General features: G+C 37.1%; 33 protein-coding genes. 15 read left to right on the top strand and 18 right to left on the bottom strand.

What is annotated here, in order from left to right; genetic code table 11:
* Positions 1 to 52: 52 nt before the first annotated feature.
* Positions 53 to 1,249 carry an ornithine--oxo-acid transaminase gene (locus tag CIL05_RS12640; RefSeq protein WP_095655904.1) on the bottom strand — a complete coding sequence of 399 codons (1,197 nt, stop codon included), beginning with the start codon at positions 1,247 to 1,249 and terminating at the stop codon, positions 53 to 55.
* Between the two features lie 179 nt (positions 1,250 to 1,428).
* Here CIL05_RS12640 and CIL05_RS12635 point away from each other — a divergent pair, with 179 nt between their 5' ends.
* Together CIL05_RS12635 and CIL05_RS12630 are read left to right on the top strand one after the other, a co-directional pair.
* Positions 1,429 to 1,782 carry a YisL family protein gene (locus tag CIL05_RS12635; protein WP_095655903.1) on the top strand — a complete coding sequence of 118 codons (354 nt, stop codon included), beginning with the start codon at positions 1,429 to 1,431 and terminating at the stop codon, positions 1,780 to 1,782.
* A gap of 175 nt (positions 1,783 to 1,957) precedes the next feature.
* Positions 1,958 to 3,451, top strand: a complete 1,494-nt coding sequence (locus CIL05_RS12630) for an alpha-amylase family glycosyl hydrolase (RefSeq protein ID WP_095655902.1) — start codon at positions 1,958 to 1,960, stop codon at positions 3,449 to 3,451.
* Positions 3,452 to 3,462: 11 nt separating this feature from the next.
* Here CIL05_RS12630 and CIL05_RS12625 read toward each other — a convergent pair whose 3' ends face one another.
* From CIL05_RS12625 to CIL05_RS12605, 5 genes are all read right to left on the bottom strand, one after another.
* Complete coding sequence (locus tag CIL05_RS12625) at positions 3,463 to 4,335, bottom strand: SDR family oxidoreductase (RefSeq protein ID WP_095655901.1); 873 nt, start codon at positions 4,333 to 4,335, stop codon at positions 3,463 to 3,465.
* 98 nt (positions 4,336 to 4,433) lie between these two features.
* The gene (yppF, locus tag CIL05_RS12620; RefSeq protein WP_095655900.1) at positions 4,434 to 4,619 is read right to left on the bottom strand and encodes a YppF family protein; all 186 of its coding nucleotides are present in this window, start codon (positions 4,617 to 4,619) and stop codon (positions 4,434 to 4,436) included.
* A gap of 126 nt (positions 4,620 to 4,745) precedes the next feature.
* Complete coding sequence (locus tag CIL05_RS12615; protein WP_095655899.1) at positions 4,746 to 5,990, bottom strand: hypothetical protein; 1,245 nt, start codon at positions 5,988 to 5,990, stop codon at positions 4,746 to 4,748.
* Between the two features lie 259 nt (positions 5,991 to 6,249).
* Positions 6,250 to 8,496, bottom strand: coding sequence for a beta-propeller domain-containing protein (locus tag CIL05_RS12610; RefSeq protein ID WP_095655898.1), 2,247 nt, complete (start codon positions 8,494 to 8,496; stop codon positions 6,250 to 6,252).
* A gap of 421 nt (positions 8,497 to 8,917) precedes the next feature.
* The gene (locus CIL05_RS12605) at positions 8,918 to 9,793 is read right to left on the bottom strand and encodes a DegV family protein (protein ID WP_095655897.1); all 876 of its coding nucleotides are present in this window, start codon (positions 9,791 to 9,793) and stop codon (positions 8,918 to 8,920) included.
* A 224-nt stretch (positions 9,794 to 10,017) separates the two neighbouring features.
* Between CIL05_RS12605 and CIL05_RS12600 the strand changes: the two genes are divergently transcribed.
* Positions 10,018 to 10,860, top strand: coding sequence for a YitT family protein (locus tag CIL05_RS12600; protein WP_095655896.1), 843 nt, complete (start codon positions 10,018 to 10,020; stop codon positions 10,858 to 10,860).
* An 18-nt stretch (positions 10,861 to 10,878) separates the two neighbouring features.
* Complete coding sequence (locus tag CIL05_RS12595) at positions 10,879 to 11,280, top strand: hypothetical protein (RefSeq protein WP_095655895.1); 402 nt, start codon at positions 10,879 to 10,881, stop codon at positions 11,278 to 11,280.
* Between the two features lie 61 nt (positions 11,281 to 11,341).
* Here CIL05_RS12595 and CIL05_RS12590 read toward each other — a convergent pair whose 3' ends face one another.
* From CIL05_RS12590 to CIL05_RS12580, 4 genes are all read right to left on the bottom strand, one after another.
* Complete coding sequence (locus tag CIL05_RS12590; protein WP_095655894.1) at positions 11,342 to 11,605, bottom strand: NifU N-terminal domain-containing protein; 264 nt, start codon at positions 11,603 to 11,605, stop codon at positions 11,342 to 11,344.
* Between the two features lie 161 nt (positions 11,606 to 11,766).
* A complete protein-coding gene (locus CIL05_RS12585; protein ID WP_095655893.1) occupies positions 11,767 to 11,967 on the bottom strand; it encodes a DUF3813 domain-containing protein in 201 nt (66 codons plus the stop codon).
* Positions 11,968 to 12,117 (bottom strand): hypothetical protein, encoded by a 150-nt coding sequence (locus CIL05_RS22255; protein WP_165769119.1) that lies wholly within the window; start codon positions 12,115 to 12,117, stop codon positions 11,968 to 11,970.
* A 122-nt stretch (positions 12,118 to 12,239) separates the two neighbouring features.
* Positions 12,240 to 13,073: a Cof-type HAD-IIB family hydrolase gene (locus tag CIL05_RS12580; RefSeq protein WP_095655892.1), complete on the bottom strand. Its 834-nt coding sequence runs from the start codon at positions 13,071 to 13,073 to the stop codon at positions 12,240 to 12,242.
* A gap of 159 nt (positions 13,074 to 13,232) precedes the next feature.
* On the opposite strand from CIL05_RS12580, the gene yjfP reads away from it, so the two are divergent.
* From yjfP to moaD, 5 genes are all read left to right on the top strand, one after another.
* Positions 13,233 to 13,994, top strand: coding sequence for an esterase (yjfP, locus tag CIL05_RS12575; protein WP_095655891.1), 762 nt, complete (start codon positions 13,233 to 13,235; stop codon positions 13,992 to 13,994).
* Between the two features lie 77 nt (positions 13,995 to 14,071).
* Positions 14,072 to 14,383, top strand: a complete 312-nt coding sequence (locus CIL05_RS12570) for a metal-sulfur cluster assembly factor (protein ID WP_095655890.1) — start codon at positions 14,072 to 14,074, stop codon at positions 14,381 to 14,383.
* Positions 14,384 to 14,462: 79 nt separating this feature from the next.
* The gene (mobB, locus tag CIL05_RS12565) at positions 14,463 to 15,041 is read left to right on the top strand and encodes a molybdopterin-guanine dinucleotide biosynthesis protein B (RefSeq protein WP_095655889.1); all 579 of its coding nucleotides are present in this window, start codon (positions 14,463 to 14,465) and stop codon (positions 15,039 to 15,041) included.
* Complete coding sequence (locus CIL05_RS12560) at positions 15,013 to 15,486, top strand: molybdenum cofactor biosynthesis protein MoaE (RefSeq protein ID WP_095655888.1); 474 nt, start codon at positions 15,013 to 15,015, stop codon at positions 15,484 to 15,486. The genes mobB and CIL05_RS12560 overlap by 29 nt, the downstream gene beginning before the upstream one ends.
* Positions 15,479 to 15,712, top strand: a complete 234-nt coding sequence (moaD, locus tag CIL05_RS12555) for a molybdopterin converting factor subunit 1 (RefSeq protein WP_095655887.1) — start codon at positions 15,479 to 15,481, stop codon at positions 15,710 to 15,712. Before CIL05_RS12560 ends, moaD begins: the two co-directional genes overlap by 8 nt.
* Here the strand turns inward: moaD and CIL05_RS22930 are convergent.
* The 6 genes from CIL05_RS22930 to CIL05_RS12530 all read right to left on the bottom strand — a co-directional run bounded on the left by CIL05_RS22930 (position 15,646) and on the right by CIL05_RS12530 (position 19,582).
* Positions 15,646 to 15,900 (bottom strand): hypothetical protein, encoded by a 255-nt coding sequence (locus CIL05_RS22930; RefSeq protein ID WP_369126508.1) that lies wholly within the window; start codon positions 15,898 to 15,900, stop codon positions 15,646 to 15,648. The two genes, moaD and CIL05_RS22930, sit on opposite strands and share 67 nt — an antisense overlap.
* Positions 15,901 to 16,027: 127 nt before the next feature.
* Positions 16,028 to 16,330: a metal-sulfur cluster assembly factor gene (locus CIL05_RS12550; protein WP_095655886.1), complete on the bottom strand. Its 303-nt coding sequence runs from the start codon at positions 16,328 to 16,330 to the stop codon at positions 16,028 to 16,030.
* Positions 16,331 to 16,352: 22 nt separating this feature from the next.
* Positions 16,353 to 17,597, bottom strand: a complete 1,245-nt coding sequence (locus tag CIL05_RS12545) for a hypothetical protein (RefSeq protein WP_240510185.1) — start codon at positions 17,595 to 17,597, stop codon at positions 16,353 to 16,355.
* Between the two features lie 4 nt (positions 17,598 to 17,601).
* Complete coding sequence (locus tag CIL05_RS12540) at positions 17,602 to 17,817, bottom strand: DUF2249 domain-containing protein (protein WP_095655885.1); 216 nt, start codon at positions 17,815 to 17,817, stop codon at positions 17,602 to 17,604.
* Positions 17,814 to 18,062 carry a DUF2249 domain-containing protein gene (locus CIL05_RS12535; RefSeq protein ID WP_095655884.1) on the bottom strand — a complete coding sequence of 83 codons (249 nt, stop codon included), beginning with the start codon at positions 18,060 to 18,062 and terminating at the stop codon, positions 17,814 to 17,816. The genes CIL05_RS12540 and CIL05_RS12535 overlap by 4 nt, the downstream gene beginning before the upstream one ends.
* Before the next feature lie 827 nt (positions 18,063 to 18,889).
* Positions 18,890 to 19,582, bottom strand: coding sequence for a Crp/Fnr family transcriptional regulator (locus tag CIL05_RS12530; RefSeq protein WP_095655883.1), 693 nt, complete (start codon positions 19,580 to 19,582; stop codon positions 18,890 to 18,892).
* 236 nt (positions 19,583 to 19,818) lie between these two features.
* On the opposite strand from CIL05_RS12530, the gene CIL05_RS12525 reads away from it, so the two are divergent.
* Together CIL05_RS12525 and CIL05_RS12520 are read left to right on the top strand one after the other, a co-directional pair.
* The gene (locus CIL05_RS12525) at positions 19,819 to 20,058 is read left to right on the top strand and encodes a DUF2249 domain-containing protein (protein WP_095655882.1); all 240 of its coding nucleotides are present in this window, start codon (positions 19,819 to 19,821) and stop codon (positions 20,056 to 20,058) included.
* A gap of 183 nt (positions 20,059 to 20,241) precedes the next feature.
* Positions 20,242 to 21,384, top strand: a complete 1,143-nt coding sequence (locus tag CIL05_RS12520; RefSeq protein ID WP_095655881.1) for a TIGR04053 family radical SAM/SPASM domain-containing protein — start codon at positions 20,242 to 20,244, stop codon at positions 21,382 to 21,384.
* Positions 21,385 to 21,421: 37 nt separating this feature from the next.
* On the opposite strand, the gene CIL05_RS12515 is transcribed toward CIL05_RS12520, so the two are convergent.
* Positions 21,422 to 22,243, bottom strand: a complete 822-nt coding sequence (locus tag CIL05_RS12515) for an undecaprenyl-diphosphate phosphatase (protein ID WP_095655880.1) — start codon at positions 22,241 to 22,243, stop codon at positions 21,422 to 21,424.
* A 97-nt stretch (positions 22,244 to 22,340) separates the two neighbouring features.
* Here CIL05_RS12515 and CIL05_RS12510 point away from each other — a divergent pair, with 97 nt between their 5' ends.
* Positions 22,341 to 22,670, top strand: a complete 330-nt coding sequence (locus tag CIL05_RS12510) for a hypothetical protein (RefSeq protein ID WP_095655879.1) — start codon at positions 22,341 to 22,343, stop codon at positions 22,668 to 22,670.
* A 67-nt stretch (positions 22,671 to 22,737) separates the two neighbouring features.
* Here CIL05_RS12510 and CIL05_RS12505 read toward each other — a convergent pair whose 3' ends face one another.
* The gene (locus tag CIL05_RS12505; protein WP_095655878.1) at positions 22,738 to 22,920 is read right to left on the bottom strand and encodes a DUF2929 family protein; all 183 of its coding nucleotides are present in this window, start codon (positions 22,918 to 22,920) and stop codon (positions 22,738 to 22,740) included.
* A 151-nt stretch (positions 22,921 to 23,071) separates the two neighbouring features.
* Here CIL05_RS12505 and CIL05_RS12500 point away from each other — a divergent pair, with 151 nt between their 5' ends.
* The 3 genes from CIL05_RS12500 (at position 23,072) to CIL05_RS12490 (ending at position 25,740) form a co-directional block, all read left to right on the top strand.
* A complete protein-coding gene (locus CIL05_RS12500) occupies positions 23,072 to 23,674 on the top strand; it encodes a hypothetical protein (protein ID WP_095655877.1) in 603 nt (200 codons plus the stop codon).
* 58 nt (positions 23,675 to 23,732) lie between these two features.
* On the top strand, positions 23,733 to 24,701 hold the full coding sequence (locus CIL05_RS12495) for a BMP family ABC transporter substrate-binding protein (protein ID WP_338066940.1): 969 nt from the start codon (positions 23,733 to 23,735) through the stop codon (positions 24,699 to 24,701).
* Positions 24,702 to 24,801: 100 nt separating this feature from the next.
* Positions 24,802 to 25,740 carry a beta-ketoacyl-ACP synthase III gene (locus CIL05_RS12490; protein WP_095655875.1) on the top strand — a complete coding sequence of 313 codons (939 nt, stop codon included), beginning with the start codon at positions 24,802 to 24,804 and terminating at the stop codon, positions 25,738 to 25,740.
* Positions 25,741 to 25,772 lie beyond the last annotated feature (32 nt).

Raw genomic sequence — 25,772 nt, 5'->3', positions numbered from 1 at the left:
TGAACTGAGATTTTTAATTTTAATTACAAAAATGGTGTAATTCGTTATACAATTAACCTTTCAATACTTCTTTAATTTGATCTATTGCCCAATCCAGGTCATCTTTTTCGATAATAAGAGGAGGGGCGAATCGAATTACATTTTCATGTGTTTCTTTACATAATAACCCTTTTTCTTTTAATTGTTCGCAATATGGTCTGGCTGATTCAGTTAGTTCTACACCAACGAAAAGGCCTTTCCCTCGAACTTCTTCAATAATTGGGTTATCAATTTTCCTCAGTTCATCCATCATATAATTACCTAATTCCAGTGAACGATCTGCTAAATTTTCCTCTTCCAGTACTTCCAGGGAAGCTACAGATACAGCACAAGCTAAAGGATTTCCGCCAAATGTAGAGCCATGTGAGCCTGGGTTGAATACGCCAAGGATATCTTTGTTGGCAACAATACAGGAAATAGGGAAGACACCGCCACCCAATGCTTTTCCAAGAATGAGAATATCCGGAGTTACATCCTCCCAATCACAGGCGAACATTTTACCACTGCGGCCAAGTCCTGCCTGAATTTCATCAGCAATATATAAAACCTTATTTTCTTTACACACATCATATGCTTCTTTTAAGAAACCTTCAGGTGGGATGACAATACCTGCTTCACCTTGAATTGGCTCAAACAAAAAGCCTGCAGTGTTTTCATTAATTGCTGCCTTTAATGCATCGATGTCACCATATGGAATAAGTTTAATTCCAGGGAGCATTGGCCCAAATCCACGTTTATATTCTGTTTCGGATGATAGAGATACTGCTGTCATTGTTCGACCATGAAAATTACCAACACATGCGATGATTTCTGCCTGATCTTCTGCAACACCTTTTACATCATACGCCCAGCGTCTCGCTGTTTTAATAGCAGTTTCCACGGCTTCAGCACCAGTATTCATCGGCAGCGCCATTTCTTTATTTGTAAGCTTACAGATTTTTTCATACCAAGGCCCCAATTGGTCGTTATGGAAAGCTCTTGAAGTAAGGGTTACTGCGTCCGCTTGTTTTTTCAATGCATCAATAATTTTTGGATGACGGTGACCCTGGTTTACAGCGGAATAAGCACTTAGCATGTCCATATAGCGATTGCCCTCGGGATCTTCTACCCAGACACCTTCAGCCTTTGCTATTACAACAGGAAGCGGATGATAATTTTTTGCCCCGTATTCCTGTGTCTGATCAATGATTTCCTGACTAGTTTGTACCATACTACCCCTCCAATAATAAAAATTTACAGTCTATTTCAGTATAACAGTTTTTGCTCCAATTTACTCCCAGTTTGAGGTTCAAAAATATTAAAGTTCCTGTACAACCTATTAAATGAAATTTTATTCCTCACATGGTATGATATCGATAGTAAATATTGTAAAACTGGAGGATTATAAATATGACACATATGCATATTACCGGATGGGCGTTAGCAATAATTTTGTTTATCGTAGCACTAATTATGTACAATCAGGGAAAAGGAAAGCCGGCAAAAATTGTACACATGATTTTACGCCTTGATTATTTATTCATTCTTTATAGTGGTGGAAGTCTGATTGCAAATTATTTCGGTGGAAGCTCACTTATGCCTGAGGCGATTATTAAAGGACTTGCAGGTATCTGGGTTATTGCTGCACTCGAAATGATTCTTGTGAAAACAAATAAAGGAAAGCCAACAAAAAGCTTTTGGATTCAATTCATTATTGCATTTTTAATCACGTTAATTCTAGGTTTCTGGCGTTTACCAATGTAATGACTGGATCATACTTATTAATAATAAAGCTGTCTCTGATGAGGCAGCTTTAGTTATGGTTGGAAACCTACAACTGTGAAGTATTTTCAACAATAATCCATTAGTTATTGACTATTAAAATGTAGGGTTAATAATAGAACAAGAGCTATTATTAACCGTTGGAGGAACAAATCTTATGAAAAAGACAGCATTATTGTTTATATCACTATTTTTTATTGCATTTACTGCAAATTCTGGCACTATCTCAGCACAGGAAAGTCAAATACAGGATGAAATTATTTATAATATAGTAGTGGATCGTTATAATAATGGGGATTTCAACCGGAATGAGCAGGTAAATATTGAAGACCCTAATGCCTATCATGGGGGGGATATCCAGGGAATCATTACAAAATTGGATACTTTTCAGGAATTAGGAGTGACAACCCTCTCATTATCACCAATTATGGAAAATGCGCCAGCGGGCTACCACGGATACTGGATAGAGGATTTCTACAGTATAGAGGAACAGTTTGGGACAATGGAGGATTTACATACATTAATCGACGAGGCCCATAAAAGAGATATAAAAATTGTTTTGGAATTAGTATCGAATTATATTTCATCAAGTCATTCGATCGTCTCTGATCCGGAAAAAGCGGATTGGTTGCTTGGAGACGCTAATTTATCAACAGATTGGGCAGACAATGTTGCTGTCTTAAATCAGGATAATCCGGAAGTACAGACATTCCTTACTGAAGTTGCTGAATTCTGGATGAATGAAACAGATATTGATGGGTTTAAACTGCAAGCAGTCGATCAGTCATCGATAGATTTTCTGGAAACTTTTACGGCACATATAAAAAGTATTAATCCTGAATTTTATATCATTGGAGATATATTAAATACAGACGAAGATTTGAAGGAAATCAAGGAAATCTCTGGTATTGACATGGTAGATAATCCAATACTTCAACAATCCATGACAAATACTTTTTCAGAGTTAGGTAATCCGGTTTCAGATTTATATGAGGCCTGGGAAGAAAGTGGAAGTGAAAAGGACCTTCTTTATATTGATAACAAATACACAGACAGATTCACCCAAGTATTTGCAGAAAATGGACGTAATTCAGTAACTGCATGGTCATTGGCATTAACATATATGTATACTACTCCTGGTGTGCCGTCATTATTTCAGGGCTCCGAATTACCAATGTACGGGGATGCATCAGAAACACAAAAGCTTGTGCAATTTAATAGTGGAGATGCTGAATTAACGGAATTTCATAACCGGATTTCATCATTGCGTTCACAATTTCCTGCCTTAGTCCATGGAGATTTCGAACTTGTTGATTCAAGTGGAGCGATGAGTGTTTTCAAGAGAACATACGAGGATGAAACCATGTTCATCGCTATTAATAATGATGAAGAGTCACAGGCTGTTTCCGTTACTGGAATTGATTCAGGGATGCAGTTAAGGGGATATCTTGGGGATAATATTGTACGTGAGAACGATAATGGAGAATTTAGAATAAGTATTCCCCGTGAAACTGCAGAAGTATTTTCAATTGAGCCTGATCAGGGATTTAACTGGGGTTTAATTGGTTTTGTGATAGGGGTATTTCTATTGTTTGTAGTCGGTGTGATTTATTTAACTCGTAAGCAAAAAAAGAGAGAAGCGAGGGAGTAGCTTCTCTCTTTCTATCCGGATACAATGATTCCGCCATTCACATGGATCATTTGCCCGGAAACATAGCTCGAATCCTCACATGCTAAATAGACATAGGCAGGCGCCAGCTCTTGTGGCTGGCCAGGCCTTTTCATTGGAGTATTTCCACCGAATGAATCAACCTTTTCTTCACTGAATGATGCCGGAATTAACGGTGTCCAAATTGGACCGGGAGCTACTCCATTCACTCGGATTCCCTGATCAGCCAAAGCGCTGGCCAATGATCTTGTGAAAGATGTTATTGCTCCTTTTGTAGCGGCATAGTCAATTAAATCCTTGCTTCCCTGATATGCAGTTATGGAAGATGTATTAATAATGGAACTGCCATTTTTTAAGCTTGGTAATGCGGCTTTTGTCATATGAAACATTCCAAATACATTGGTGCGGAATGTTTGTTCAATCTGTTCACTGGAAACTTCCAAAAAACTTCCTTGTGGATGTTGTTCAGCAGCATTATTTATTAGGATATCTATTTTTTTAAACTTGTCCAATGTTTCAGTAACTGCTGCTTCACAAAATGATTGATTTCCAATATCTCCATTGATTAATAAGCATTTTTGACCTGCTTGTTCAACCAATCGTTTTGTCTCATTGGCATCCTCATGTTCGTCCAGGTAGACAATTGCAAGATCTGCGCCTTCCTTGGCAAAATGAACACTGACAGCTCTCCCGATCCCACTATCTCCACCTGTTATTAAAGCAACTTTATTTTTTAGTTTATTACTCCCTTGATAATTGCTGCGAATATATTCAGGTTCGGGATGCATTTTCGATTCCAATCCCGGTTGTCTATCCTGATGCTGGGCAGGTGGTGTCTGTTTTCCATTGGAGTGTTCCATCCCCATTTTTATCTCCTCCTCGTAAGTATTTCCTGCTATTAATCTTCCCGAATCATTATTTTTCAATCATAAAAGAAAAAAAGCCCTTAAGTAGGACTCGGGGCTTAAGCATATTCGTGGGCTGAGACAGCACCTTGTTTATGTAACTGAAAATAAATTCTTCGATAGTCTTTTATGTCTATTTCTTCTGCAATATACTTCTTTTGATAGTAGTCCAATAAATCATTTACCGATTCAGGTGATTGCTTGTGTTGACTTTCAAAAACGCTGGTTATTTCATTAATAAGCATGGAATTCCTCCTCATATATTTTAAAAAAGGTTGTACTAAAAAATATATGTAGGAATCACCTAGTTCATTCGATGATTTTTTGGCAGTTAAGAAAGTATAACTACTTTCTTAACTGCATAAGTGCAACTAAGGCATACGCCTAAAGGCTTGGCGTATGCCAAGTTTTCTAAATTTAAATGAAATCCATAGCATAATGAGGCCAATTAGTAATAATAGGCTTGCTGCAAGAAGTCCCTGTGTATAAAAGGGAATGGATGTGAAAGTAAACCATTCTGTTAGAGCCTGACTGAAAAGGAATAATTCGTTTAGGATAAATCCAATGAAAAAAATAATAAAACCATTCCTTGTACGCTGATTGGCAGGTAAAATGCTGACCATTTGATATTGTGCCAGAATAAAAATGCTAACAAATCCTAACAAGGTGAAATGCAAATAACCGATAATAACACTTCTTGTTTCATAAATAAGCTGTGCCATGGAAGGTGTGATCAGGCCAAGCTCCATGGTGCTTTTGCCAAATAATAATACTAATGCGATCCAAATACAGGTGACAGTTAATGTTGAATAGGCTTTACGGATCTGTTTCCATGTACGCTTAAATGCCAATAAGACACACACTACTCCAATCCATTGCCCAATACTGCCAATGACCGCAAGTATCTCCGCAGATGCACCCAAATCTGCCCAAAGCACTGATAAGAAGTAGCCAGGAAATAATGCTATAAAATAGATCCAAAACCCTTTGTTGAGAAGGGGAGCATGGATTTTTACTTTTTTGGAATAGAGCAGAATGATGAATAATCCGATTAAAAATAATGAAAGCCATCCGTTATACTGAAAATGTAAATAAAAGTAGATTGCCATATCAAAGAGATAGGATTCCTTCAGTCCATTTGCTGAAATAAATGCGAGTGCATAAGGCCCAATGGAGGAAATGATCAGCGCTATTAATGCACCTTTTATAAAGAGTGAAGCAGACTTAGGTACGGATTTATTTGCTTTTATATGACGATAAATAAAAGAGGCTGCCCAATATTCTGCGAAAATATGTAATGTGGAAAGAACAATCGAATATACGGCATAGCCCTGATAAATAAATGCCAGGAACATGAAAAACGAAATAACAAATATTGTGCATGTGAGTGCAATGGCTTCATTTTTTCGTTTAATTGTTTTCCAATAAATAGATAAGAAGACAATAAAGACACCTAAAAAAGCCCATCCTAAAATAGCTAAATGCGAATGTGCATGTAATATATTTGTATAAGAAGCGGAAAAATCGGGATAGAATGGAAAAGCTCTCATCCATACACCGGATAAAGCTGTAAGTATAAAGAAAAAGAATGTAAAGTGTACAAATATTTTAGGCATTGTTAAATCCCCCTGAAATTCCATCTATGTCCATGATAGATAAAAAAGGACTGGTCATGCAATATGAATGGATGAAAAGTCAAAAAAATATAATAAAACTATGTCGGAAAAAGCACAAAGTTGCTGTGACTTGGAGAGAAAGCGATATTAATCCGTGCGCCGGCAGCGGCTGATGTTTCTGCTTTCGAGCTGATGTTCAGCTTAGCTTCAAAAGCTAAAAGAAACAGCAGGGGGAAGCTCCTGCTGTTTCCCTAAGTTGTTAGTATGGGAGTGACTGATCGGGCAAAGAAATAGTCTTTATTATAGTTTCATCCTTTATATTATACACCTTCATTTGATCATATGATAATGTGTAAATTAAATCATCCACGGAAACAATCCGCTTTATTTCCGATTCCCATTCAGCGTATTCTATATTATTTTCCTGATGGGTAATCGTGTCTTTTAGCTTAATTCCATTTTCAGGTGTGATGTTATAGAGGAGAGCACCTTCAAACAGATATTGCTGGTCCTCGTAGGTGATATCTCCTTTATGAACTGTTTTTGCTTCGAACAGCATCGCAGGGAAGCCAAATAGGTTTTTAGTTGGATGCTGATACATTGCTTTATGATTATGATTCAATTCGGAATAGGAATGACCCTGGCCGATAATTTCACTGAACTTTTCTTTTGGATTTGTGGGATCTGTTACATCAAACAGTGATATCTTTAATCCGTCCATTTGTACGAGTGGCTCGGGGCCATGTTCATTTTCAACTAATTTTGTGTTTTGTCCGAAACCAATCAGATGATTATCATCAAGTGGGTGGAGATAGTCACTAAAACCCGGTATTTTTAATTCACCCAACACAGTTGGATTTTTTGGATCTTTTAAATCGATCGCAAATAATGGATCAACTTGTTTAAAGGTTACCATATATGCCATATTTTCCATAAAACGGACACTATAGATTCTCTCTCCCTCAGCAAGTCCTTCAACAGCACCGAGAGGATTTAAATTAGCATCAAATGTATAGAGATTGTTTGTTGAGGGTTCATCCTCACTCCACATATCACCCTTTGTTGTTGCAATCCGGAACGTATCACCCTGTTCATCCATCGCAAATTGATTAATCAATGTTCCATTAACGGTTGTCTTAGCGTTATAGCTAATGTCCCCATCATCAATTTTAAATTGGATGATTTCCGTATTTGCAGCAGCAGGCCTTGCTATCATGGTATCTGCAGATTCCTTATCAGTTGATGTTCTTTTGTTTGTTTTGTATTTATTTACAGCAATATAGATATGTTTTTTTGACATATACATTTGATTTGATGCACCTAAATAGGTTTCCACCTTTGCTTCTTTTTCCATGTCATTTAAGTTAATGGATGTTAACATCAGGAAGTTTGCCTCTTCGCTGTCAGGGAAAAAATACATATCATCAAAATGAACAGCCCCACCTTCATTGCTTACCGCAGTATCTTTTATAAATGGACGAATTTCAGGATTATCTGATTCCTCAAGTATTTGGTAGGGTGGATGTTCATTAGCAATAAGATATAGATGCCCATTCATTTTCCTTGATGCGGTTAAATTGCCCTCAACAGTCACTTCTCTGATTTTATTTGGGTTTTCTTTGTCGGAAATATCATAAATATAGGCTGTTGTAAGATTACGATGGATAGGGAGAACGGCTATCTCATTATTTGAGTTTTCATTTGTTGATTTCTCTATATCTGCGGGGCGGATTGTTCGGTAAGTGTAACCGATACTGATTAAATAATCATTGTGCAGATAGAGTTCGTTTGGCTGGAAATCCTTTTCTTCAATTTTACTGACAACTTTACTGTCCTGCTTATCGGTGGCGGCAATTAAAATATCAGCTTCGCGGGCAAAGTAAATGAAGTCACCATCACTTTTTACCTTATCCCCCTCGTCAATACCTGCAACTTGAACGTTTGTTTCGGAAGTTGCTAAACTTTGGCTATCCCCGCCGCTGGCAGCCATATCCGCAGACTCATTGCTCATTTCCGCAGATTCGCTTTCTTCAATGAACACTCCGGATTCCTGTTCATTCCTACGTTCGTTTAAAAGAGTCACTAATTGTTTCTTATTTTTAATATTCGGTAATTCCTCAACAGCAGTAAAGGCATGGGTTAGTGAGTCGGATATTTCCTTTCCGGCAGCTGTTTGTACCTGATCTGAAATAGTGATTTGGTAATCTTCATCAATGGTGTAGCCGTTTTTAGGAGGTTTTAATGTTAAAATTGTATTCGACTCGTTCCATTCCAAGGTAATTGGGATATGCTTATTTTTGCTATCAATGACTGTTACAGTTTTATCCGTGAATGTATCCGGATTCATTTGCTTAGAAAAATGAACCCTCCAATCTTTAAATGCCTGTACATGACTTGAAGCGGAAGGGATCTCTGCTTTAAGTCCATTGGCAGGAAATAAGATAAAAGCCAATGCAGCTAAGCAAACGATGCCAGCAGCAACAATCCAGACAATTTTATTTTTCATTATGACACCCCTTTTTATGAAAATTTTTCCTTTAAACAATTAGACGTGAGTAAACGGGTTAGGTTACAAGTTTTGTATTTTATTTTTTTTAGGAGATAGGGACATGGTGTGAAAATTGGGGAGGGGAGGGGTTAAAAGTTGAGAGACAAGTCCAAGAAGTTGAGAGACAGAGCAGGAAAGTTGAGAGATAACCCTGCCATCATGGAATACGTCTCAACTCAAGCCCTTTTTCTCTCAACTTCAATTAGATATCTCTCAACTCAGATACTTTTTCTCTCAACTTCAATCAGATATCTTTCAACTTCAATGATTCCAATCCAAAAAACATGAATATGAAAAGAAGCAGCGCTGACGATTGAATCTTAGGGAAATGTGGAATAACTTATTCTAAGTGTTGAAAAAAAGCCTGACCCTCAATAGGTCAAGCTTTTTCGGAAGACTTATTTGGTTTGTTTGAGAAAAAGAGTGCGATGGTTCCGGGACCGGCATGTGCTCCAATAACTGAGCCAACCATTTCTATAATGATATCCTGGACGCCGAATTTTTCTTTAATCATCCCAGCTAATTGTTCGGCTCTTTCAATATCATCACAATGGCTAATGCCAATTGTCTGGTTTTTAAAGTCAGTACCGCGTTCTTCCATAATTTGTAGCATGCGATTAAATAATTTTTTAGATCCTCTTATTTTTTCAAGAGGGATTAACTTTCCATCATCAACATGCAAAATTGGTTTTATTTTTAATAAGGAACCAACAAAGGCAGCTGTTTTACTTACACGGCCACCACGGTAGAGGTATTCTAAATCATCTACTGTAAAAATATGTTCCATGTGCTTGGCCCGATATGTCGCTTCTTTTAGTATTTCTTCGATAGAAGCCCCTGCTTTTGCAAGTTTAGCTATATGAAGTACAATTAAGCCATAACCCAGTGAGGCGCACTTTGTATCAATTACATGAATTGGGGCGTCAGGGTATTCATCTTTTACTTGCTGTTCCATCATTTTTGCAGCTTGATATGTACCAGATAGTTCAGATGAAAATGCTAAATATACTAAAGGTTGATTTGCCTCAGCATATGAGGTAAAAATAGTTTGAAAGGTCTGTGCAGATACTTGGGATGTTTTTGGAACTTTTCCTTCTCTCATCGCATCATAAACGGTTTTCGGATCAATTTCTACACCGTCTTCAAATTCTTTTTCATCTAAATGAACAGTTAATGGTACCATTTCGATGTCAAATTCGTTATAATGATTCTTTGACAAATCACTTGCAGAGTCAGCAAGAATTTTAATATTCATTGTTCCACCTTCATTCATTATAAATACTTGTATTTCTTATAGTTTAAAGCTAGTAGGAAAGATAGTCAAAGTATATTTGATTATTTAAAAAATATTAGAAAAATTGGCTTGTCGCGAATCCTTAGGTGGCGAAAGCACAAAGCCTGCACTTATACTGATTTTAAAAAAGTTATACTTTGCTATCAGTGTAAAAAATGAGTTGGGAAAAAAGTTGGGAGGTTGCCATGTTTATCGTTGAAGCAAAACGAATTATTGTTGTTATTTTTGGAGCTTTACTGAATGCTATTTCGCTGAACTTCTTCTTAATTGAAGCAAATGTTTATGCAAGTGGCTTTACCGGGGCTGCACAGCTGGTCTCCAGTGTGTTTAATGATTTTATCGGAATTAGTATCAGTACAGGTATTTTACTCTTATTATTCAATATTCCTGTAATTATTTTAGGCTGGTTCAAAGTTGGAAGAGGTTTTACAGTATATAGTATTATTTCCGTTATTGCTGCTACTTTTTTCCTGGAGGTACTGCCTGTTTTCTCACTATCGGATGATATTATTTTAAATGCCGTTTTTGGTGGACTTATTGGTGGTGCCGGTGTTGGTATGACATTGAAATTAGGTGCCTCAACCGGTGGGATGGATATTGTTGCAATGGTATTATCACGTATGAAAGATAAGCCAATCGGAACATACTTTTTATCATTAAATGCCGTAATTATTGCGATGGCGGGTATTCTTTATCTACCTGAAAATGCGTTATATACATTATTAACACTTTATGTAACAACACGTGTAATTGATGCACTTCATACACGTCATGAAAAAGTTACTGCAATGATTATTACACTTAAAGCAGATGAACTACAAGCGGCAATTCATAATCAAATGGTACGGGGGATTACGATTATACCTGCAAAGGGTGCGTATACAAAGCAGGATAAAAATATGATGTATCTTGTTATCACAAGATATGAATTGTATGATTTGGAAAGAATAATTAATGAAGTTGATCCAAATGCATTTACAAATATTGTTCAGACAACCGGCATATTTGGATTCTTTAGAAAAGATTGATGAAACGGGGAATATGTAATGAAATATATCATCTTGTTATTGACTGCAATTATGCTGATAGGATGTGCTGAGTCACAGGAGCCAAATACAGAAACAGAAACACAGGAGAGTGCAACTGTTAACTTTAGAAATATTGATGTACAAATAGAAGCAAATCAAATTAATTTAGCAGGTGAAGCAAATACGGAGGAAGATGAAATATTCTATACGGTTGATCATGGGGAACAGATGATAGTTGAAGAAACCAATATTCAGCTTGATGAAGGAACCCATGGGTGGAGTAGTTTTGAGCTGGAAATCACTTTACCGGAGAAATCTGCAGATAAAATAGAAGCCCCCATTGTTACATTATATGGAAAAAACAAAGCTGGAAAAGTCATGAATCCAAATTATATACCTGTTGACCTGGAAAATAGCTAATAAAAAAAGGAGGTAAGCTAAATTTAGCTTACCTCTTCATTATATTGTATTGTATGTATGATCAGTATCCGTATTTTGCAAATACCTCAGTTACTTTAGGTGACAAATCATCCCATTCAGCGTCAAAGTCTTTATTTACAGTAATAAAATGTTGATATCCAAAAACGTTTGCCACACCTTCAAGCTGCATTAAAACATTTAAAATTTCATACTCACTTGTGTCACCAGGCATAACAGAAATACTGTTTGTTCCTTCAAATATAAGCTTATCTGTAGTGAATTTTAGTGCGTTTGGATTTGGTGTAGCTTCTACACGAACTCCCATAGTTATCCCTCCTAATCATACTATATCTATATTAGCAGAAATAGAGTGAAAAAGAAATTATAATAAATGCCCCCACAATCATGTGAGGGCAGATGTTTGCTGTAGTAAATCCTTTTCATCCATTTAATGAATTGGATATTACTGTATGCAATATGCAGAGGTTAGCTTAACTGATTCCTTTGTTTCAATTGTTGTTCCAGCTGTTGCAGTTGTTGTTTTTCCTCGGGGGATGCCTGGTTATATGCTTCCTGAATGGCATTTTGTGCTGCCTGTTGATCGGTTTGGCTGGCATTGGTATTTCCTTGCGCATTCATAAAGTTAGTAACAGCGTTTTTAGCTTGTTGAAATAAGTTATTTTCCAACTAAAACCCTCCTACGGTATGATTATCTGCTTCCTCTTGTTTTCGTTTTACATCTGAAAACCTGGATCTGTAAGGAAATCGTTCGTCGTGTTTTTTGACAGAATCAACGCCTTGTTGAACAAAGCGTTTTGATTTGCTTCCTTTTCCCACGATGACTCACTCCTTCAGTTTGCTGGAAATGCAACAACTAAACAAAAAAGTGAACGCTTTTACACGCTCACTAGTAGTATGGATGAAACTTTAATATATATAGTAGGAAATATCCGGGAAAATTACACAGATTTAACTTTTAACTGTAAATACTCCTCCAGGAAAATTCCTATTCCATTCTGTTCATTTGTATCTGCAACATGTTTGGCAACTGATTTTAATTCATCGATTGCATTCCCCATAGCTACTCCAACACCTGCGTAATCAATCATTTCCAAATCATTATCTTCATCACCAAAAGCAATTATTCTTTCATTTGGGATATTAAAATAATAAGCAATTTTTTGCAAGCCAACCGCTTTGTTCATCCCTTTTTTAACAATTTCAATAATATTCCATGGAGCGCCCCATTTGCGGTGTTCGATCAGCTCAGCATGATAATCGTTCAGATGACTTCTAAGTTCATGAATATGCTCTTCTTTCGGATGAATAAGAACAGATGTAGGATCTTCTGTCAGCAGATTTTTTAAATTTCCAATTGTAAATGGTGGATCATCCTGAGCTGATTGAAAAATATCGATTATTTTTTCGTCATACTGGTCAAGGTAAACATCGTCCATCACTTCTGCTAAAATATTATTAACATCCAGTTCATAACAGGCATCAATGATCTTATGTGCAGTCCGTATTGGCATTGGATTATGAAGGGCATCCCATTTATTATCCCGCGGATGATGGATAAGTGCACCATTAAAATTAACCATAGGTGTATCCAATCCAAGCTGGTGATAATAGTCAATACTTGCACGATGTGGTCTGCCTGTAGCTATTACAACGATATGGCCTTCATCCATTGCCTTTAATACAGTTTGTTTTGTTCGGGAACTAATTTCTTTTTTATCTGTTAATAATGTACCGTCCAAATCTAAAGCAATTAAATGTCTTTTATTTTCCATTAATCTCACCTCATCTGACAATAGTGTATAAGTGATCGTAAAATATGTAAAGTAAATTTTTTCTTTACATTGTTTGCAAAGATGTCAAAGTTAATATTACTATATAATAGGGAACATGCAGGTATAGTAAGTAACAAATTTTCATAAGGGGACTAAAAAATGATAGGAATATACGAAAAAAACATTAAAACAATTCCATGTCTTGTTGTTGTTGATGCTGATCGGGAGAACGAAGCTTTGCCAATTGTTACTTATTTTCATGGGTTCACCAGTGCGAAGGAGCATAATTTGTCTTTAGCTTACTTATTGGCAGAGAAAGGATTTCGGGTGGTACTTCCGGATAGTGAATACCATGGTGCAAGGGAACAGGCAATCTCTTCCTTGAAAAAGCAGATTTCCTTTTGGGATATTGTAATGCAAAATGTAAAAGAATTAAAGGATATTAAGGATTATTTTGATGAAAAAGGATTGGTTTTAAACGAACGATTTGGTGTAGCCGGTACCAGTATGGGTGGTATAACAACATCTGCAGCTCTAACGCAATACCATTGGATTAAAGTGGCTGCGGTGCTAATGGGTTCACCTAAAATAACTACCTATGCGAAAACATTGGTGAATAGCTTCAAAAAAATGGGTGACCTTCCAGTGACAGAGGACATGATCGATCATCTCTACGAACAGCTTGAAAATTATGATCTGTCTAAACAGATGGAAAAACTGAATGGACGTCCGTTGTTATTTTGGCACGGTGAAAATGATGCAGTTGTTCCATTCGACCATTCGTATACATTTTATGAAGATGCAGCAAAAACGTATGAAAATGCTGATAAGATACATTTCATAAAGGAATCCAACCGGGATCACAAAGTAAGCAGATATGCTATTATTGAAACAGTTAAATGGTTTGAAGAGCATTTGTAAGTAAGTGAGCTATATCATTTAAATTATTGAAGAAATATGTTTAAATATAGGTATGAAGTATACGAGGAGGTAAATTCATGGATGAAGCTTTAAAAGAAAATATGATAGGTGCCCTTGAGAACGTAATTGACCCTGAGTTGGGCATCGATATTGTTAACCTTGGTTTAATATATGACGTTGATTTAGATGAAGAAGGCATGTGTACAGTTACAATGACGCTTACAGCGATGGGTTGCCCACTTTCAGCACATATCGAGGCTGATGTAAGACGAGCACTTGCAGATATTCCGGAAGTTAAAGATATTACAGTTGATATTGTTTGGAACCCACCATGGGGAAAAGAAAAAATGTCCCGCTATGCAAAAATTGCGCTTGGTATTCCGGACTGATTCATTTCACAGAGGTTGATTCATTTCATATGGGTCAGCCTTTTTATTTTGCACTTTGATAATGTTGATGAGGTGAACCATGCAAAACGAACCGAATTTCCCAATTTGTCAAATAGTTGGTTATAAAAATTCTGGAAAAACAACCTTGATGGAAAAGCTGATTCGCTATTTCGCTTCACAAAATAAACAGGTTGGTACGCTAAAGCATCATGGACATGGAGGAGAACCTGAGCTCGTTAAAGAAACAGATAGTTATAAGCATTTGGAAGCAGGGTCAAGAATCAGTGCAGTCCAAGGGGAAAATCAGCTCCAAATTACGATAAATGATGCTTCTTCAAAGCTGGATGAACTGATTCAATTTTATACATATGTACCAATAGATATTTTACTAATAGAAGGATACAAACAAGCGGCTTTTCCTAAAATTGTATTAATTAAGGAGGAGCAGGATTTACAGCTGATCAATGAGCTGGACAATATAATCGCAATTGGTACTTGGGATGATAACTTAGTCAAAAATTTGAATTATTTTACTTTTATTATGGAAGAAACAGACAATAACTTGCCCAGGCTTGCGGAGTATATTACAGTTAAAGATAGAACGCATTTTAAAAAGGGGAACCTGAAAAATGGAGAAAAACTTTTGGATAACGAATGAGGCTATAGAAATAAATGATGTAGTAAATAAAGTGGTACGCCCGGAAGCTGGTGCGGTCAATACATTTATCGGAACTGTACGTGAATTTACAAAAGGAAAAAGAACATTATATTTGGAGTACCAGGCTTATGCTTCCATGGCTGAAAAGAAGCTTGAGGAGATCGGCCGGGAAATAGATCAGAAGTGGGGAGATGCAAAGACGGCAATTGCCCACCGAACGGGTCGACTGGATATCTCTGATATTGCAGTTGTTATCGCTGTTTCAACCCCACATCGCAAAGATGCTTTTGAGGCAAGTCGTTATGCGATAGAACGAATTAAAGAAATGGTTCCTATCTGGAAAAAGGAAAACTGGGAAGATGGAACACTTTGGATAGGGGATCAAAAGGAAACGAAATCCTATAAAGAAAATACGCCAATCGGGGAGGATCATACAAATGATTGATGTGTTATTTTTTGCCGAACTGCAGGAAGCAGTAGGACAGGAAAAAGTCTCGTTACAGATTGAAGGGATTACTGTAAAGGATTTAAAAACAAAATGGCTCGCGGAATATGAGTTGGATAATATAGATGATGCCATGGTTGCAGTAAATGAAGAATATGCTCAAGAAGATACTGTATTAGCAAGTGGAGATGTTATTGCATTTATTCCACCGGTAAGTGGAGGGTAAAATGCGTGCGGTTGGAAGACTTTAATCTGTGGCATGGGAGATGCCTCTCGGAACTGAGACATATTGGAGAGTTGAGAGATAGTGGCTGGAAGTTGAGAGACGGCGGCTGAAAGTTGAGAGACAGCAGCTAGAAGTTGAGAGACACCTGCCGAAAGTTGAGAGACGCCCCCTGAAAGTTGAGAGAAAATGAAGAATACCTTACTTATCTCTCGACTTTCTATAGTTATCTCTCATTTTCACACATTATCTCTCAACTTTTTACTTGCATCCATGATGACCCCGGCTGAACAATAGGCCGAGCGCAGCAACATCGCTCTAGCCAAATCCAAGCATTCCTTTTGCTTTGTCACTCATTTTTCCGGGGTTCCAGGCGGGATCCCAGACCATATCCACGTGTACGTTACCAACTTCTTCGATCTGACTGACGCGATGTTTCACACCATTTGTTATACTATCATGCATCGGACAGCCTGGAGTAGTTAATGTCATTTTAATTTCAACATTGTCCTCAATGTCCACACCGATTCCATAAATAAGACCAAGATCCATAATGTTAATACCTAATTCTGGGTCAATCACTTCAAATAAAGCTGCACCGACTTTCTTTTCAAGAGACATAATAAAAACTCCTTCCAATTTTTTATACAAATAAAACCCGTACAATGGATACAGCATAGGCCAGTGAAGTTAATGCCAATAATCCCTGGAAAATAAATACCACTGCTCCTATTTGAAATAATGCTCCTAAAGTTAACCCGATCACACTTACCGTGAATAATACAAATAGGACAACACTCACTTTTTCATTTATCATTTCTTTAAGTGTTGGCACTTTTTCTTTCCCGATTTTATTCGAATATTTATGTGTCCACCATAAAAATGGAACAATTTTGTATAAATAGCCGAGAATACTGAATATAATCCAACCCATAACATAAAGGAAAATCAGCCAGCTCCAAATGGTTGGATGATCAACACCGGTCACTTTTAGAAGTACTGCAATCAAGTGAATTGCCAGGCCATTACCTATAGCCAAAAGCGAAAATGTAAAAGGTTTATCAAGTTTCTTCTTTATCCGTTTTGCTAAAATTTCCTTTATATCAAGGACGAAAAAGCTAAACCCAATGAATAATACCAGCCATCCGGATGTTTCCAGAAACATAAAATCCAGCCAAAATGAACTGATCAGCAAGATCAAACCAATGATATAAGTAAAGAATGCCGGCTTTGCCCATTTCATGGAAAATCCATGGGAAAGACTGAACATCGGAACTAATTTATACGAAAATCCAAAGATTAATAATGTGAACCATCCTGCAACACCTAATACAATATGTGAAGCTAAAATTGTATTATGGCTGCCAATTCCACCATAAGAAATATTCCAGGCTAGTAAAAAACCTGCGACAATCGTGAGAAAAAAACTTGTGATTGCCCCAAGCACAAAATAAGTCATCATATTTTTATTCTTTTGCTTAAGGATTGTTTGCACCATTTGAATAATAAACATAATAATACCAATGATGGCCAGAATTCCACCGTAAATAGCATTATCTGGCTGAACGCCGAGCAAAATTGCAAACAATGTAACTCCAATAGCTGTAATAATGAATTGAATATATCCAAGCTTTTGACTCCAAATAGGTGTTAAAAACGCAACAGGAACCAGCTGATACATTGCTCCCATCGCAATCATTACTGCATAGCCCAGCAACAGAAAGTGTGCACCCATCCAGATGTCGGGCAGGCGAAATTGCCCTGCCAATAATAAATCATTATTGAAAAAAAGAATAGCCTGTGCCACAACTAGCGCAATAAGAGCATAAATAATAAATGCTAGCGGCAGTTTGACATTTGTGTCTGATTTCATGCTCATTCCAGGCATCAATTTAATCACCAGTCTTTGTTATGGAAATTTTGAAGCTGCCATCATCCAGCGGTTCAGTTTCATGAAGGTAGCCACGATCATTCAATTCTTCATACAGGAACATTGGTCTGCGGTCGTTGATAATTGCCAATGATTCTCCGTTATTCATTTTATCCAAAGCCTTTAGTGTTCGCATCATTGGTTGTGGTGGCTCAAGTCCCCGATTGTCAATGATCATTTTTGTGTACCTCCTGTTTTTGTATAGGTTACTTTCCAATGCTTTCTCTCTACTTTTTCTGCTTCATGTTCAAAGCCTTTTCTTTTTAAAATGGCATGTAATGGAACTGGATTGAATGGGGCATGCAAAATGAATGCCTGGCCATCTTCCAATTGCTTTACGGTGCCCATGATTTTATCAAAAGGTTCTTTCTTTAATCTCAAGTCCTCGCGTACATCCAGCTCAACGATTTCTTTTGTATTCATCTAAATCACCTCTTTTTATAATTTCTACTCTTATGATAATGATTTTCAATTAGAAAAGTAGTGACTTGTATCACAAATTTAAATAGGAAGTTTTAAAGTGAGGCTCTTTATGTAAACTGTGGGGCTGCACTTCGTTCGGTCCCACCAAAATACTGGGACTACGCACTGCTCGCCCCATCGAAACCATTTGTTGTTTTTTTGACTTTCGTAGTTCCTATAGAATGCGATTTAACCATAGCGTGACATTCTTCTGCCCTTTTGAAGATGAGTGCTAGTCCAGCGCTCCGGAAACACACTTCGCTTTCCGCGGGCGGCTGGTGAGCCTCCTCGAGCTGATGCTCTCCGGGGTCTCACCTATGCCTTTCCTCCCGCAGGAGTCTATGTGTGTTTCCTCCGCTAGATTTCCGGTTACTGCCGATGAACTATATTAGTAATTAATATTCAAAACATCAAACCACCTCACCAGTTCGGGTGAGCGGAGGGCGGTGACTCTTGCGGGAATAGCACGTCCCGCAGAGTGGGTTGCTCGAGGAGGCTGAGGCCGTGCCCTAAGGTCCGCATCCGCCCGCAGCGATCCCGGACGGCGGCAATAGCACATGTTATTGGAATCAATCTCGATTTACTTCGCATTTTATATCAACTATGGTGCAGAATAACAACAAGGTTTTCAGTGGAGCGAGCAGTGCGAGTCCCAATCTATGTGAAAACAGCCTAAAATAAAGCTGAATGCAAAAAAAACGAGACCGGAGTTTCGTTTTTTTAGAAGAGAGAACTATAAAATTTTGGCGATATACATGTTGATACTAATTTAAGCTGGATCCGGCTGTTTAAAATAATTCATCATCCAATCCGTCAGTATCCAGTACAATAAACCCGGCCTTATCTTGTGAGACTAATTTCTTCTTTTTAAGCTGTGTTAGTGTGCGACTGACTGTTTCACGACTGGAACCTATCATATTTGCCAGTTCCCTGTTCGTAAATTGAGTTAATATACGAACTTGGTTATCTGTCGTTTCTTTTCCGTAACTTCTGGAGAGGCGCAGCAGGAGCATGATAATTTGTTCATATGTATTGTGAAGAATCTTTTCTTCCAAGCGCCCTTGCAGGTCAACTATAATATCACCTAAGACACGGAATAATTTTATACAAATTTCCGGATGTGTTATGAGGAAATTTTCAAATAAATGAATGGGAATATATATTAAAACAGCATCTTCAAGAACTTCTGCATGTGCCGGATAATTGTCTTTTCGAAAGAACCCCTGGTGTGGGAACATATCCCCTGGTTGTAACACATTTACAATTTGTTCTTTCCCATGAAAATCTGTTTTATATATTTTGATTTTGCCTTGATGTATGAAATAGACATTTGTTAATGGATCGCCTTGCATAAAAATATGTGCACCATGACGATACAGCCGGTTTTTGGCTAATTCAATAATTGGCTCCATTTCAAAGTCTGTCAGATCTTTAAAAATAGCAAACCTCTGCAAAAGGTCCCGTACAGATTCAGAGTTCATTGTAATACTCCTTCCTAATCATCTATCTATAATACTGATTCACCTAAAGTAATCGCTTTCCTCTCTTTATCTTATCACGTTATATCTGTTGAAACCTGAATGAAATGTGACTATTTTATGAGACCGTGATAAAAATCATAAGTTAACGGTGTTTTAACTCACTTACACCAAATCAATTTCAGCCTATGATAAGAATGTCCAGAAAATACAAAATGATTAACTGGGAGGTTAATAAGATGAATGATATTAAATATACAACTAAGTTGCATGCACCAGACATAGAGCCAAGACATAGACATCCGCGGATTTTTGAAGTATTTGATGAGTTGAAACCAGGTGAATTCATGCAGCTTTCAAATGATCATAATCCAAAACCATTACATTATCAATTTAAGATGGAAAGGGAAGACACATTTTCCTGGGAGTACCTGGAAGAAGGGCCAACACTTTGGCGGGTAGCGATTGGAAAAAAATAATTTCAAAAATAGATCCTTGAAACTAATTTCAGGGATCTATTTGTGTCGAAATAATGAAACTGTACAAATAAGTGAATAACATCACATCCTATATAAAGAAGGAGATTTACAATTTAGACAGACCTTTTTTATTGATTTAACAATGCTTGATGGAAAGCCAAGTTTACTAACAGGAGGATTACCATGTTTACAAGAGATTATAATGAAAATCCGTTTATTGTTATTTGGGAATTGACACGTGCCTGCCAATTAAAATGCCTGCATTGTCGTGCTGAGGCACAGTACCACCGGAACCCATTGGAATTAAATTTTGATGAGGGTAAGAAACTAATTGATGATATATATGAAATGAATAATCCAATGCTTGTTTTTACCGGTGGGGATCCATTGGAACGTCCGGATGTTTTTGAAATCGCCGAATATGCGGTTAAAAAGGGTGTGCGTGTTTCCATGACACCATCTGCAACACCAAATGTAACAAAAGAAGCGATGCAAAAAGCAAAGGATGTCGGTCTGGCCAGATGGGCATTCAGTGTGGATGGCCATTGTGCAGAGGTGCATGATCATTTTCGTGGTACAGATGGTTCGTTTGATTTAACGATGAACGCTATAAAATATCTGCATGAACTTGAAATGCCGCTCCAAATTAATACGGTTATTTCCAGATACAATTATGAGTACTTGGATGAAATGGCCGAAATGGTAGAAAAAATGGGTGTAGTCCTTTGGAGTGTATTTTTCCTTGTTCCAACAGGAAGAGGGAAGGAATCTGATATGATTTCACCAGCTGAACATGAAAAAGTTTTACGCTGGTTATATAAGCTATCTAAAAGAGTTCCTTTTGATATTAAAACAACTGCAGCCCAGCATTACCGCCGTGTTGTTATTCAAAATAAAATGCGTGAAAATAAAGGGATGAGCGATAAAGAACATATCTTTTATGAGGATGCACTTAACGAAGGGAAGACAGGTCAGATTGATGGATTGGGCCGTGCCCCTAAAGGAGTAAATGATGGAAATGGTTTTGTATTTATATCGCATACCGGGGATGTATATCCAAGCGGACTGCTGCCAATTAAAGCAGGTAATGTCCGTCAGACACCATTAGCAACTATTTACCGTGAATCAGAAGTATTCCAGAACTTAAGAAATCCGGATAAATATAAAGGAAAATGCGGGGTTTGTGAATTCCGTCATGTCTGTGGTGGATCCAGATCAAGAGCTTATAATGTAACAGGGGATTATATGGAGAGCGAACCATATTGTGTTTATATTCCAAGAGCATGGCGTGAAAAAATGAAACAGGAAAGAACAAAAGTAAAATAAGAGAAGGTGAGACTATGCAATGAGTCTCACCTTTTAACTATAAGAATAAAATAACAAGTATACCTACGATGAAACAATAGAATGCAAAATATTTCAGGTTACCTTTAGCCATGACGTTGATAAACCATTTTAATGCATAGAATGTGGCAATGATAGATGCCATAAATGCAATTAAGTATGGAATCATTAATGTATCAAAGTCTGGATCACCAATAATATCAGTTACTGATAATACGCTTATTCCAAGACTGACTGGAATATATAATAAGAATGAAAATCTTAGTGCAGTCTCCTGTTTCATACCAACTAGCATTGCCGCAACAATGGTAGCGCCTGAACGACTGATTCCCGGAATTAAAGCAACAGCTTGAGCGAATCCTACAATTAGGGCATCTTTTATGGTGAGATCTCCATCATTTTTACTACCTCTAAGATTACGTATAATCCATAAAGCGGCTCCGGTTAAGAGTAGAGTATAACCCACTATAGCTACACCGCTTAGCTTTTCACCAATATAGTCTTCAAATAATAAACCAAGTACCCCAGTTGGGATCGTTGCTATCACAAGAAATACAATAAATTGAAAATCGCCTTTAGCATCCTCTTCCTTTTTTGTAATGTAACGAAAGCTATTTTTAATTAATCGAATGATGTCATTACGGTAGATAAGAAGAACTGCTATCAGTGAACCAAAGTTAACTAATATTTCAAAAGAAAGTCCTTTAATTTCAATATCAAATAGTTCACGGAAAATGATTAAATGTCCGCTTGAAGATATCGGAATTGGTTCTGTAAATCCCTGAATTAATCCCAATATTAAATACTTAAGTAATATCCAAAGTTCTGTGATTGTTTCCATAACATGTTCCTCCTGGGAATGCTTCATTTTCATTTCATATATAAGTCACCAATCTATAGGCATATGAATAGTCTATTTGGTGAGGAGGGTTAAGAAAATGAAGAACGATTATCATCATATATACGATTTATGTAAAAAACATATGCACTCCTATGTGCTTGCTGAAATGGTTGACGGATCAAAGCTGGATGGAATTATAACCGGACTGGATGAAGAATATGTTTATTTTGCTGTACCAATAGATCAAAATCAACATCAATCACCGGATTATCCTCCAAACGAGAATGACCGCCAGTTTGGCTATGGCTACCCGGGCTACGGCTATGGTTACCCTGGCTATGGCTATGGTCGTCCTCCAAGGAGATTCAATAGGCTCATTTTGCCTCTGGCAGCACTTACTGCATTAACTGTATTACCCTGGTATTAGTTTCAAAAGGAGAACCCTTGCCAGTTTGGTTTCTCAGAAGGCAAGGGTTCTTCCACCATATCCAAATTCAGCTGTTACTCTTTTCCTCTTTCAATATGCCATCACCTAAAATGGCAACGGCAACTATAAAGAGACCTGTTACGACAAATGTACCCATCATGCTGAATTCATTTCCAGCCATGCTTGCTAGAACATAAGAAATCACAGCACTAATCAGCACTGCCCAAATAATTGTTACTATGTACCGCATCGCTACACCTCATCTTAAGAAAATTGCTTTCTATAATTTTTAAAGATAATCTATTGTTTTAAAAACATTCTTATATAGTTTACCAAATCAGAGGAAAAATTAAAAGTATTTCTTTTATCATCTACATAGAATTTATCGAGGGGGATTATATATGACATTTTTAGTTGCAAGCTGCAATCACTGGATTGGTTTTCATATTGTAAATGCTCTCCTGGAAGAGGGGTATGAGGTTGACGGAGTAAGCGGGGAGGCCGGTAATGAAAATCTGCCAATGTTTTTTGGTAGAAATAGCCTGTTTACAATGGTAAATGCAAATGAAAGAAAGGATTATGATATAGTAATTATTATTGACGAAACGCTGAACATGGAAAGAATTGAATCAAAGCGTATCATAAAAATCGGTGAGATTTCTGATGGAAGTGAAAATACTGTCCATATTAAAAACCTTTTACTTTATGGTGAATGGATGGCAATGAATGAAAAAGGTATATATAGTAATAATGAATTTATACCATTTAATTCAAAAACTTTTCAGGATGAGGCAATATACATCAAGGATTTTACGAAGGCTTTAATACAATGGCTAAAAACAGATGAGCTGCCATCAAATCTACATGTAAAATCTTCGAAAAATAAAGACGACAAAGGTTTAAAACTTGAAAATACCATCTATCTTCGTGACAATATACCTAAGGAAGAAAAATTAAAAACAGTATTAACTCATTATAAAGAATTTATAAAACTGTACGAATAAATTTATGTATAATAGTCAAAATGATACAATAAAGAAAGACAGCTAGTTGCAGACAGGAGTGCCTACATTGAAAAAAACATTCATTATTCTATTATTCATTTTAACTTTAATTATAATCACGGGCTGTAGTGGTTTAAAGAGTCAGGATCATATTCAAAATGTAGGTATGCTGGTTGATGGCACAATAGAAAGTCAGGCATGGAATGAAAAAGGCTATGAGGGATTACAGCAAATTGGTGAACAGTATGATGTTAATGTATTTTACAAGGAAAATATAGTTACAGAACAGGAAATTGAAAGTGCTGTTAATGAATTTGTTGAGGATGGGGTAAATCTCATATTTGGACATAGCAGTATTTATGGGAATTACTTCATTGATATAGCGGAAAATTATCCGGATGTTCATTTCGTTTATTTTAATGGGGGATACTCTGATGATAATGTCACAAGTTTAAATTTTAATGCACATGCAATGGGTTTCTTTAGTGGCATGATAGCAGCGGAGATGACAGATTCCAATCATGTAGGAATGATTGCAGCATTTCAATGGCAGCCAGAAATAGAAGGCTTTTTCGAAGGTGTAAAATATCAAAACCCATCAGCCGAAGTGACAGTTGAATTTGTAAATAATTGGAACGATAAAGAAACTGCAGCTGATTTGTATGAAAAAATGCGTGAAAACAATGTTGACGTTATTTATCCCACAGGAGATTCCTATAGTGAAGAAATAATAAAACGCGCAAGTGAAGATGGTATTTATGCCATTGGCTATGTAGCAAATCAATCTGAAATAGATGAAAATACCGTTTTAACAAGTACTGTTCAACATGTGGACAAGCTGTATGAGATAACAGCAGAGAAGTTTAATGAAGGAGAACTTGAAGGTAGTATACTAACTTTCGATTTTGCAGATGAAGTCATTTCATTAGGTGAATTTAGTCCAAGTATTCCTGAAAGCTTTCAGAAATTTATGGAAGAAACAGTTGAAACATATATCGAAACAGATTTATTACCAAACGAAAGATAGGAAATTTCATTATTTCTTGCATGTTAGAAAAATATACATTAAAATTAGTACCAAGTCATAAGATTTGATATTAATATTTAGTATATAAGGAGATGGAAATATGAACGTAGGTGTGTTAGGCACTGGTCATTACCTTCCAAAAAAAATAGTTACAAATAAAGATCTGGAAAAAGTTGTGGACACAAATGATGAATGGATCAGAACTAGAACGGGTATTGAGGAAAGAAGAATAGCCGATGATGATGTGAATACATCGGATATGGCGTACAATGCTGCGAAGAATGCATTGGAGGAAGCGGATGTTAAAGCAGAGGAGATTGATTTAATACTGGTTGCGACAGTTACACCTGATACACCTTTTCCATCGGTGTCCTGTATGCTTCAGGATAAATTAGGTGCTTCAAATGCCGCGGCTATGGACATAAGTGCAGCATGTACAGGGTTCATGTATGGAATGATCACAGCGAAGCAATTTATTGAAACAAAGGCATATAAAAAAGTACTTGTAATCGGCTCTGAAAAACTGTCCAAAATTACAAACTGGGAAGACCGGGGTACATGTGTCCTTCTTGGAGATGGTGCGGGTGCTGCAGTTCTGGGTGAAGTTTCTGAAGGCAGAGGGATTTTATCCTTTGAGCTTGGTGCAAATGGTGCAGGTGGCAAGGAACTTTACCAAAATGAAGATAACCATCTTGTGATGAATGGCCGTGAAGTTTATAAATTTGCTGTCAGACAAATGCCGGAATCAACAGTCAATGTAGTTGAAAAAATCGGCCTAAGTAAAGAGGATGTAGATTATTTGGTTCCACATCAGGCGAATATCAGAATTATGGATGCAGCACGTGAGCGGTTGGGAATTTCAGAAGATAAAATGGCAAAAACCATTAAAAAATATGGAAATAACTCTGCAGCATCGATCCCGATGGCTTTATCGGAATCCGTCAAAGATGGTAAGATAAAAGATGATGATTTGATCGTTTTGGTCGGATTTGGTGGAGGTTTGACCTGGGGCGCTGTAGCCATGCGTTGGGGCAGATAAGCCATTAATATGTTTAGTAAAAGTTCTATAGG

The sequence above is a fragment of the Virgibacillus profundi genome (assembly GCF_002287375.1).
GTDB lineage: Bacteria > Bacillota > Bacilli > Bacillales > Amphibacillaceae > Virgibacillus_K > Virgibacillus_K profundi.
This window is presented reverse-complemented; position numbering and strand designations above follow the sequence as displayed.

Bases quoted from the DNA above. Each gene is read 5' to 3' on its own strand.
- CIL05_RS12530 (WP_095655883.1), bottom strand. From the start codon at position 19,582: ATGAACTCTGAATCTGTACGGGACCTTTTGCAGAGGTTTGCTATTTTT.
- CIL05_RS12515 (WP_095655880.1), bottom strand. From the start codon at position 22,243: ATGGAAACAATCACAGAACTTTGGATATTACTTAAGTATTTAATATTG.
- CIL05_RS12520 (WP_095655881.1), top strand. From the start codon at position 20,242: ATGTTTACAAGAGATTATAATGAAAATCCGTTTATTGTTATTTGGGAA.
- CIL05_RS12525 (WP_095655882.1), top strand. From the start codon at position 19,819: ATGAATGATATTAAATATACAACTAAGTTGCATGCACCAGACATAGAG.
- CIL05_RS12640 (WP_095655904.1), bottom strand. From the start codon at position 1,249: ATGGTACAAACTAGTCAGGAAATCATTGATCAGACACAGGAATACGGG.
- CIL05_RS12550 (WP_095655886.1), bottom strand. From the start codon at position 16,330: ATGTCTCTTGAAAAGAAAGTCGGTGCAGCTTTATTTGAAGTGATTGAC.
- CIL05_RS12545 (WP_240510185.1), bottom strand. From the start codon at position 17,597: ATGCCTGGAATGAGCATGAAATCAGACACAAATGTCAAACTGCCGCTA.
- CIL05_RS12595 (WP_095655895.1), top strand. From the start codon at position 10,879: ATGAAATATATCATCTTGTTATTGACTGCAATTATGCTGATAGGATGT.
- CIL05_RS12540 (WP_095655885.1), bottom strand. From the start codon at position 17,817: ATGATCATTGACAATCGGGGACTTGAGCCACCACAACCAATGATGCGA.
- moaD (WP_095655887.1), top strand. From the start codon at position 15,479: ATGATTGATGTGTTATTTTTTGCCGAACTGCAGGAAGCAGTAGGACAG.
- CIL05_RS12500 (WP_095655877.1), top strand. From the start codon at position 23,072: ATGACATTTTTAGTTGCAAGCTGCAATCACTGGATTGGTTTTCATATT.
- CIL05_RS12505 (WP_095655878.1), bottom strand. From the start codon at position 22,920: ATGCGGTACATAGTAACAATTATTTGGGCAGTGCTGATTAGTGCTGTG.
- CIL05_RS12600 (WP_095655896.1), top strand. From the start codon at position 10,018: ATGTTTATCGTTGAAGCAAAACGAATTATTGTTGTTATTTTTGGAGCT.
- yppF (WP_095655900.1), bottom strand. From the start codon at position 4,619: ATGCTTATTAATGAAATAACCAGCGTTTTTGAAAGTCAACACAAGCAA.
- CIL05_RS12560 (WP_095655888.1), top strand. From the start codon at position 15,013: ATGGAGAAAAACTTTTGGATAACGAATGAGGCTATAGAAATAAATGAT.
- CIL05_RS12510 (WP_095655879.1), top strand. From the start codon at position 22,341: ATGAAGAACGATTATCATCATATATACGATTTATGTAAAAAACATATG.
- yjfP (WP_095655891.1), top strand. From the start codon at position 13,233: ATGATAGGAATATACGAAAAAAACATTAAAACAATTCCATGTCTTGTT.
- CIL05_RS12535 (WP_095655884.1), bottom strand. From the start codon at position 18,062: ATGAATACAAAAGAAATCGTTGAGCTGGATGTACGCGAGGACTTGAGA.
- CIL05_RS12590 (WP_095655894.1), bottom strand. From the start codon at position 11,605: ATGGGAGTTCGTGTAGAAGCTACACCAAATCCAAACGCACTAAAATTC.
- CIL05_RS12625 (WP_095655901.1), bottom strand. From the start codon at position 4,335: ATGGGGATGGAACACTCCAATGGAAAACAGACACCACCTGCCCAGCAT.
- mobB (WP_095655889.1), top strand. From the start codon at position 14,463: ATGCAAAACGAACCGAATTTCCCAATTTGTCAAATAGTTGGTTATAAA.
- CIL05_RS12605 (WP_095655897.1), bottom strand. From the start codon at position 9,793: ATGAATATTAAAATTCTTGCTGACTCTGCAAGTGATTTGTCAAAGAAT.
- CIL05_RS12635 (WP_095655903.1), top strand. From the start codon at position 1,429: ATGACACATATGCATATTACCGGATGGGCGTTAGCAATAATTTTGTTT.
- CIL05_RS12610 (WP_095655898.1), bottom strand. From the start codon at position 8,496: ATGAAAAATAAAATTGTCTGGATTGTTGCTGCTGGCATCGTTTGCTTA.
- CIL05_RS12630 (WP_095655902.1), top strand. From the start codon at position 1,958: ATGAAAAAGACAGCATTATTGTTTATATCACTATTTTTTATTGCATTT.
- CIL05_RS12580 (WP_095655892.1), bottom strand. From the start codon at position 13,073: ATGGAAAATAAAAGACATTTAATTGCTTTAGATTTGGACGGTACATTA.
- CIL05_RS12490 (WP_095655875.1), top strand. From the start codon at position 24,802: ATGAACGTAGGTGTGTTAGGCACTGGTCATTACCTTCCAAAAAAAATA.
- CIL05_RS12615 (WP_095655899.1), bottom strand. From the start codon at position 5,990: ATGCCTAAAATATTTGTACACTTTACATTCTTTTTCTTTATACTTACA.
- CIL05_RS12570 (WP_095655890.1), top strand. From the start codon at position 14,072: ATGGATGAAGCTTTAAAAGAAAATATGATAGGTGCCCTTGAGAACGTA.